The sequence below is a fragment of the Mesorhizobium sp. M2C.T.Ca.TU.002.02.1.1 genome, assembly GCF_003997225.1.
In genome coordinates, this window is record NZ_RZTO01000236.1 from 1 (window position 1) to 7795 (window position 7795).

Below are 7795 nucleotides of genomic sequence, written 5' to 3' on the forward strand. Positions count from 1 at the left end.
GGACATGGATCAGCCCGGCGCGCGCCACCGCTTTCGGATCCATCCGGCGCCGGGTAATGGCGTCGTAGTTGAAATTGCGCCAGCGCCGGCTGCCGCGCGCGCCCGGCCGGTTGAGCTGGACACCGTCGAAGAAAATGTCTCCATCCCACGGGTCGATGATGCCGGACAGGGTTCTCAGGAAGGTCGTCTTGCCGTGACCGTTCGGGCCGAACAGCCCCACGCTGGCACCCTGCACCAGCGAAAGGTCGATCTTGCGGAAGATCTGCAGCGGCTCGTAGCCGCCGTCGAGACCCCTGACATCGAGAAGAAGCGTGTCCGTCATCGCGCCTGCCCCAGATAGGCTTCGATCACTTTCGGATCGGCAACGACTTCGGAGGGAAGCCCCTGGGCGATCACCCGGCCCTGGTCGAGGACGATAAGCCGGTCGCAGACCGACATCAGCAGCGGCAGGACATGCTCTATGAGCAGTATGGCGATACCGCGCTGGCGCAGCCCGAGAATAAGCGCCTTCATGTGCTCGATCTCGCCGGGCGTCAGGCTCGACGCCGGCTCGTCGAGCAAAAGCACGCGTGGCGACATGGCCAAGGCGCTGGCGATCATCAGTATCTTGCGAAAGAAGATGGGAAGCGTCGCGGTCGGCGCGTTGTGCAGCGTCTGGGGAAAGCCCACCATGTCGAGCACCGCGACCGCGGCGATCTCATTCTCTCTCTGCCCCTGCCGCTTGCCGCTGTGCTCGATGGCCACCAGCACATTGTCGATGGCGCTCAGCGAGGTGAAGATGCTTTCGCGCTGGAAGGTGCGGGCGATGCCGGAACGGCTCACCTCCTCCGGCGCCACGTTCTGGATCTCCCTGCCATCGAAGACGACGCGGCCGCTGTCGGCCGGAAAGGGGATGTTGGTAAGGATGTTGAACAGCGTGCTCTTGCCGCTGCCGTTCGGCCCGGCGACGCCGAGTATTTCGTTCTCGGCCAGCGCGAAGCTGACGCCGCCCACGGCGCGCAAACCGCCGAAGGACTTGGTGAGATTTTCAGCCGTAAGGATCATGCAAAGACTGCTTTGACGAAGGCCGAACGCTGTTGGGCTCCGGCGCCTTGAAGACATGCCGGCGCGATGCGTCGCGCCGGCAAATCGGACATTTCGGGTGCCGACCGAAAAGGCTTTGCTACTGCTTGATCCAGGGCGGAAGCTTGAAATCGCCCGTGGCGTATTTCTTCGGCCCGATCAGGAAGCGCTTGCCGTCCCAGATCTGGTAGAAGGTCACCGGAATATGGTTCTCGTCCTGCACGGCGAGATGCGTCGCCTGGTCGAATTCCACCGGCCCCGGCGCGGCGTCGACCTTGGTTTCGCCGAGCGCCTTGCCGATCGCGTCATGATCCTTGGGATCGCCGACCTTCTCCAGCGCCGCGAAATACATCTGGGCCTCTTCGTACAGAGCCGAGCCGTAGACGCCAGACGCGACCTTGAACTTGTCCTGGTACTTCTTCAGCACCTCCTGCCCGCGCGGCCAGCCGGGCGAGTCGATGGCGCCGCCGATCAGGTTGTAGAGGACGCCGTTCGACTGCTCCTTGGTCAGGTCGACGAATTCAGGCACCGACGGCGCGTATTGCAGGAAGACCAGGCTCTGGGTCGGCTGCTCCAGGAACTGTTTCAGGAACAGCGCGGAGTTCGAGGGCTGGTAGTCGGTGTTGACCACGAGATCGGGCGGGTCCTGCCGCACCTTGGCAAGGATGGCGCGCCAGTCGTTGACGGGGCCGAACGGCACCATCTCGTCCACGGTCACGGTCCAGCCGGCGGCGGAGAAGGATTTCTTCATGCCTTCCGAGATGACCTTGGAATAAGGGTTGTCGGACGAGATCATCGCCAGCTTCTTGGCCGCCGGCTTGAACTTGCCGTCGGCGATCAGTCCTTCCACCAGGGGAAGCACGTCGGTCTCGTAGCCCTTGTAGGACGGCGACAGCGACCAGCAGCAATTGTAGTTGCCCGGGTCCTTGCTCACGATGCCGGCGAACGAACCGGACGGGCCGGACGAGATGTAAGGCATGTTGGCGTCGGCGAAGAGATCGACCTCGAACAGCGACAGGCTGGCATAGCCGGTCAGCACGACCTGGACGCCTTCGGTGTTGATGAGGCGCTGCGCCGCGCTGCTGACATTGTCGGGCGACCCGTCCTTGACGTCCGCCGAGATGATCTCGAACGTGTGGCCGGCCACGCCGCCGCTGGCGTTCTTTTCGTCGACGGCGAGCTCCACGCCCTTGATGAAGTCCGCACCGTCGGAGGCCGAAGGTCCCGAAAGCGGCGCGAGCACACCGATCTTGATGACGTCGGCAGCCGCCACGCCCATTGCCGTGCCCAGAGCCGACGCGCTTAGCGCGCCGACGAGAAGCAATTGTCTCAGTAGTCCCCTCTGCATGAGATCATTCCCCATTTTTGCGATGTTCAGTCTCCACGGCATGCCTCTCAGGCATGACGCGCATGGTCAATCAGCCGGTCGATGAAGCCGACACAACGTTCGAGCTGTTCGACGGTGATCCATTCGTCGGTTATGTGCGCCTCGCTGTCGCGCCCCGGACCGCAGATGATGGTCGACATGCCGGCGGACTGGAAGATGCCGGCCTCGGATCCATAGTTCACGGCCGTCACCTCGTTGCGGCCGGCAAAACGCTTGGCAAGCGTTTCGGCGTGCGAGCCCGCATCGGGAATGAAGGGCGGAACGTCATAGGCGATATTGGTCACCACGCCGGAGCCTGCGAAGCCTTCCTTCATGGCCGGAACGACCTTGCCGTCGCTGAACGCCCGGAACCTTTCCACCAGCGTCTCCAGCACGCCGCCGCGTGTAGCGCGGATATCCCATTGGAAGGCGCAATCGCCGGGGATCGCGTTGCGCGCCGTGCCTCCTTGGACGACGCCGACGCTCACCGTCGTGTAGGGCACCTCGAACGGCGAGTCCGCCTCCGGCGCCGAACGGAGCTCGTTCGCGTAGGAGCGCAATTCTCCCATCAGGTCCATGGCGTGGAAGATGGCGTTCACGCCGAGGTCGGGGCGCGAGGAGTGACAGGCCTTGCCGGTCACGGTGGTGAGCAGGCCCGCGCTTCCCTTGTGGCCGCCGACGACGCCCATGCCGGTCGGCTCGCCGACGAAGACGGCAAGTTGCGGCGGCAAGGTCTTCGCCATGTGCTCGATGATGCCGTGCACGCCCAGGCATCCAACCTCCTCGTCATAGGACCAGGCGAGATGGATGGGCGCGGCAAGCGGCTCCTTCAGCATAGCCGGTACGCCGGCCAGCGCGCAGGCGATGAAACCCTTCATGTCCGAGGTGCCGCGGCCATGGAGCCTGTCGCCGTCACGCCACATATTGAACGGGTCGCGCGACCACTCCTGTCCATCGACCGGGACGACATCGGTGTGGCCGCTCAGCACATAGCCTGGACGGTCAGCCGGCCCGATCGTCGCGAACAGGTTGGCCTTGGTGCCGGTCGCGTCGGGGATGATGACACTCTCCACCCCGAAACCGGCGAGATAGGCCTTGATGAAGTCGATCGCCTCCAGATTCGACCGGCTGCTGACGGTGTTGAACCCGACCAGCCGGCTCAGGAGTTCGATCGCGGAAGAATGTGTCATTGTCTTTCCTGGTTCGCCCGCCCCTGCGCAGCGATGATTGCCGATCAAAGCCGGTAGAAGCGCTTGGCGTTGTCGTGGAACAATCGCGATTGCTCCTGTGGCGACAGGACGGCGGCGATCTTCTTGAAGGTGTCGTAGATCTGGTCGAAGCTCATCTGGATCTTCGAGACCGGATAATCCGTGCCGAACATGCTGCGCTCGGTGCCGAAACAGTCGATGCAATGCATGGCGACGTCGCGCACGCTTTCCAGCGTCCAGTTATGGTCATAGGCGCCCGGGTTCGAGATCTTGATGGCAATGTTGGGACAGGCGGAGATGTGCTTCAGGCCGTCGCGCCAGCGCTGCATGCCTTCCGGATCGCGGTCGATCGGGCTGCCGCAATGATTGATGATGATCTGCAGGCCGGGAAGCGCCTCGGCGATCTCCCGCACGACGCCGGCCTGGTAGGGATACATCATCAGCTCGAGATTGAGCCCATGCTCCTGCAGCCGGGCGATATCGCGGCGCCACTGCGGGTTACGCCCAAGCTCGGGATCGGTCACGAAGCATTTCTTCGGGTCCGGGTGCCAGCTCAAAATGCCGCGGATGCCGGTCATCCGGTCGAACGCCGCCTGTCTCGCGATGGCGTCCGCCGCTTCCGGCTTGCCCAGCGAAGCGCCACCGACGTAGCGAGATGCGACGCCCTTCGACTTGTCCAGGGTTTCCAGCCAGCGGGTCTCCCCCACCGGATCGCCGGCCCACAACGCCTCGATATGGACCGTGGCGACGATATTATGTCCGCTGGAATCGCGCACATAATTGTCCACCAGATAGTCCGTGGCGATCTCGGAAAGACCGGCTACCGCCTGCACGGAAGGGTCCGTGGGCAGCAGCCATGGATGCTTGCCCATGGAGAGATCCCACAGGTGATGGTGCGGATCGATGATCGGTCCCGAATACATGAACACTCCCGGTGTGGAGGCGCGGCCAAACCGGGAGTGTCAGCGCTCACGACTCCTACCGGAACCCGCATGCTAACCGTCCCTGTCCGGTCCGCAACCCAAGCAGTCATAGTGATTGCAACAAAAATGCCGGTATTGTCTTTCCGGGACACGATTTCACGGAAAGGACTCCGACATCCATCTCAGTCGACAGCGACGGACCAGCCATGCCTGTCGGGCACGGTGCCCGCGTGGAGTCCCGTCAGCTGCTCGAACAACTTCGCCGCCACCGGCCCTGTCTGGCCGCCGTTGACGATGATCCTTTCGCCGCGCCAGGCGAGCTCACCCACTGGAGAGATCACGGCAGCCGTGCCAACGCCCCATATCTCCTCCAGCCTGCCCGTCCTCGACGCCACCACCACGTCCTCGATGTCGATGGGCGCCTCGGCCACCTCCATGCCCCAGTCATGGAGGAGCGTGAGCACGCTGTCGCGCGTGATGCCCGGCAGGATCGAATCGCTCAACGGCGGCGTGAGGATGCGGCCGCCGATCTTGACCATGATGTTCATGGTGCCGACCTCCTCAAGGTAGCGGCGCTGGACGCTGTCCAGCCACAGAACCTGGCTGAAGCCGGCGGCGGCGGCCTCGCGGCCCACCTTGAGGCTGGCGGCATAGTTGGCGCCGGCCTTGGCCGAGCCAATCGCGCCCTTGGCCGCGCGCACACGCGTCTCCGAGACGAGGATGCGTACCGGGCCGGCGCCTTCCGAATAATAGGAGCCGACGGGGCAGAGGAAGATGAGATAGGTGTAGGTCTTGGAGGGCCGCACCACCATGTAGCCTTCGGTTCCCACCATGGTCTGGCGCACATAGATGGCGTTGCCGCGCTTGGCCGGCACCCAGTCACGGTCGAGACCGATCAGCTTGCGCATCGCCGCAAGCACGAGGTCGGGATCGACCGCCGGCATGCACAGTTCGCCCGCGCTGCGGTTGAGACGCGCGATATGGGCCTGCGGCCGGAAGAGATGGATCGAGCCGTCTTCGCGGCGATAGCCCTTGGACCCGTCGAAGATCGACTGGGCATATTGGATGACGGAGGACGAGGGGTGGAGCTGCAGCGGGCCGAACGGCACGATGCGCGGGTCGTGCCAGCCGCGTCCTTCTGTATACTCCATCCGGAACATGTGGTCGGAGAAGTAGTCGCCGAAGCTCGCCTTGAGGTCTTGCGGGATGGACTTGCGCGCCGCGGCGCGCGTGACGGGAATGTCATGCATGATGCTATGGATATCCTGATTGTCGATGAGGGTGGCGGGCGGTGCCCGCGCAACCGAGGTGCCGCTCAGGCCGGGGACGCCAGATGCCCCAGGCAGTCGCCGGCTTCCACCAGCGAGAAGGTGCGGATGCAGACGGCGAAACCGCCATGCCTGAAATGGACGGGCACCGGTTCGGCCCAGGGATTGTCCAGATCGTAGATCAGACCGGCAAGCGCGCCGGCCGGCACCTCGTCGCCGAGCGCGAAGCGCGGCTCGAAGAAGCCCCGGCGCGGAGCGAAGGCATAGAGGCCTGGATCGTCCATCACCAGCCGGCGCACCTTTCCACGGCGCTTCGGCAAAGGAGCCGCGGGCGCCAGCACCTTCAGATGCGACAGCACCGCGCGCAGGCCGTTCTCCACGACAGCCAGCCCTTCGATATTGACAGTCGAGCCGCCGCCGAACTCCCCGGTGACGAAGAAGACGTTGTTCTGGTGCGCATAGTTGCCGATGACGCGGTCTTCGCCGCTCAGCGCCCGGATGCTGTCGAAATACACCACGTTCGGCGGGTCGAAGGCGTCGATGAACTCTTCCAGGCGCTGCTTCTGTTCGGGATCGGACCAGCGCGGCGCGAGCAGCGTCGGCAGGTATTGCAGCGAACTGCCGCCGGCATGGAAATCGACCAGGTAGTCCGAACGCGGCAACAGCTCGGTGGTCACGTAATGCGCAATCATCTCCGTCGCCGTGCCGTTGCGCTTGCCGGGAAAGGTGCGATTGAGGTTGATGTCGTCGATGGGCGAGGTGCGGGTGCCGGCGACAAAGGCAGGGTAGTTGACCGCTGGAACGACGATCAATCGTCCCGAAAGCCGGGAAAGGTCGAGCTCACGGACAAGCCGCGCCAGCGCGATCGGTCCCTCATATTCGTCGCCATGGACGCCGCCGGTCAAAAGGACCGTCGGGCCTTCACCGTTTTTCGCCACCGCGATGGGGATGGCGATGTGGCCATAGGCGGAGCGATGCACGGAATGCGGCAGCCTTAGCGTGCCCGTCTGCAGGCCGTCGCGATCGAAGTCGATATTCGTTCCGATCATGGACTTGTCGTCGCTCATCGCATCCCTCCGTGCTTCAGCCGCATCGACTGGCAAGCGTAGGGCGAGCGAGAAAGGCAAGTCTTGCGCGATAGGGCCTAAAGCGCGTCGCGATCCTTCAGATTCGCTCCATGCGCTTAGTTCTTGATTCTATGCATGTCTTTGTCCCGAGACCGGTTCCACTTTCGGGAGACATGCATCGATCTTTCGCAGATCGGCCATGGCCGGCGCCCGTGCGGGCCAGCCCATCCGTTCAGACGAGCTCGCGCCGCCAGCGCATCGGCGTCAGGCCGGTGGCCTTGCGGAAACAGGTGGTAAAATGGCTCTGATCGGCGAACCCGCAGGTGAGCGCGACGTCGGCCAGTTGCAGCTTCTGCTTCCTCAGCAAGTCCTTGGCGCGATCGACGCGCCTGTGCACGATGAAATTGTGGGGCGTCTGGCCTGTGGACTGGCGGAACATGCGCGTGAAATGCCGCACGCTCCACCCGGCCAAACGGGCGAGATCGGCGAGCGCGATTTCCTCCTGCAGATGGGCGTCGATATAGTCGCAGACACGCCGCCAATCGCGCGAGGAGAAGGCGCCGGTCGCCGGATGCGGGGTCCCGGCTTTCGCGAGGATGAGAACCTGGCAGATCAGCGAAAGCACCATGCTGTCCACCAGCATGCGGCCGAGCGGACCGTCCGGATCGCCAAGCGTCCAAAGCTGCTGGAGAAGCGTGCTCACCACGGTGTTGGGCGCCGTGGATCCGGACAGCGGCTCGAGCGCCGATGACAGGTCGTCGGGACATTCCGGGCCGAGCAGGCTTCTGACATGGTCGACCGGCACCGCCAGGATGACCAGCTTGCGGGGACCGCCGACGCGCCAGCGGCTCTCGACATTGGGCGGCACCACGATGAGATCGCCGGTGCGGGACTTTCCCCC

Annotated in this window: 8 protein-coding genes; all 8 read right to left on the bottom strand. The window is 64.1% G+C overall.

Going from position 1 to position 7795, the window contains the following annotated elements; all coding sequences use genetic code 11:
* The coding region (locus EOD07_RS14730; protein ID WP_127235993.1) for an ATP-binding cassette domain-containing protein at nt 1–322 on the bottom strand (322 nt) is incomplete at its 3' end.
* Complete coding sequence (locus tag EOD07_RS14735) at nt 319–1044, bottom strand: ABC transporter ATP-binding protein (protein ID WP_041006854.1); 726 nt, start codon at nt 1042–1044, stop codon at nt 319–321. The genes EOD07_RS14730 and EOD07_RS14735, both read right to left, overlap by 4 nt.
* A 118-nt stretch (nt 1045–1162) precedes the next feature.
* Nucleotides 1163–2410: an ABC transporter substrate-binding protein gene (locus EOD07_RS14740; RefSeq protein WP_073988839.1), complete on the bottom strand. Its 1248-nt coding sequence runs from the start codon at nt 2408–2410 to the stop codon at nt 1163–1165.
* A gap of 47 nt (nt 2411–2457) precedes the next feature.
* Nucleotides 2458–3618: an acetylornithine deacetylase gene (argE, locus tag EOD07_RS14745; RefSeq protein ID WP_127235994.1), complete on the bottom strand. Its 1161-nt coding sequence runs from the start codon at nt 3616–3618 to the stop codon at nt 2458–2460.
* Between the two features lie 44 nt (nt 3619–3662).
* Entirely contained in the window at nt 3663–4559 is an 897-nt protein-coding gene (locus EOD07_RS14750; protein ID WP_073988840.1) for an amidohydrolase family protein, read from the bottom strand.
* Nucleotides 4560–4741: 182 nt separating this feature from the next.
* Nucleotides 4742–5809 (bottom strand): branched-chain amino acid aminotransferase, encoded by a 1068-nt coding sequence (locus EOD07_RS14755; protein WP_127235995.1) that lies wholly within the window; start codon nt 5807–5809, stop codon nt 4742–4744.
* A 65-nt stretch (nt 5810–5874) separates the two neighbouring features.
* Nucleotides 5875–6894 carry a succinylglutamate desuccinylase/aspartoacylase family protein gene (locus EOD07_RS14760; protein ID WP_127235996.1) on the bottom strand — a complete coding sequence of 340 codons (1020 nt, stop codon included), beginning with the start codon at nt 6892–6894 and terminating at the stop codon, nt 5875–5877.
* 232 nt (nt 6895–7126) lie between these two features.
* Nucleotides 7127–7795, bottom strand: a 669-nt coding sequence (locus EOD07_RS14765; RefSeq protein ID WP_164772256.1) for an AraC family transcriptional regulator, incomplete at its 5' end; no start/stop codon positions are given.

Coding starts and splice junctions, on each gene's coding strand:
- EOD07_RS14735 (WP_041006854.1), bottom strand. CDS start 1,044: ATGATCCTTACGGCTGAAAATCTCACCAAGTCCTTCGGCGGTTTGCGC.
- EOD07_RS14740 (WP_073988839.1), bottom strand. CDS start 2,410: ATGCAGAGGGGACTACTGAGACAATTGCTTCTCGTCGGCGCGCTAAGC.
- argE (WP_127235994.1), bottom strand. CDS start 3,618: ATGACACATTCTTCCGCGATCGAACTCCTGAGCCGGCTGGTCGGGTTC.
- EOD07_RS14750 (WP_073988840.1), bottom strand. CDS start 4,559: ATGTATTCGGGACCGATCATCGATCCGCACCATCACCTGTGGGATCTC.
- EOD07_RS14755 (WP_127235995.1), bottom strand. CDS start 5,809: ATGCATGACATTCCCGTCACGCGCGCCGCGGCGCGCAAGTCCATCCCG.
- EOD07_RS14760 (WP_127235996.1), bottom strand. CDS start 6,894: ATGAGCGACGACAAGTCCATGATCGGAACGAATATCGACTTCGATCGC.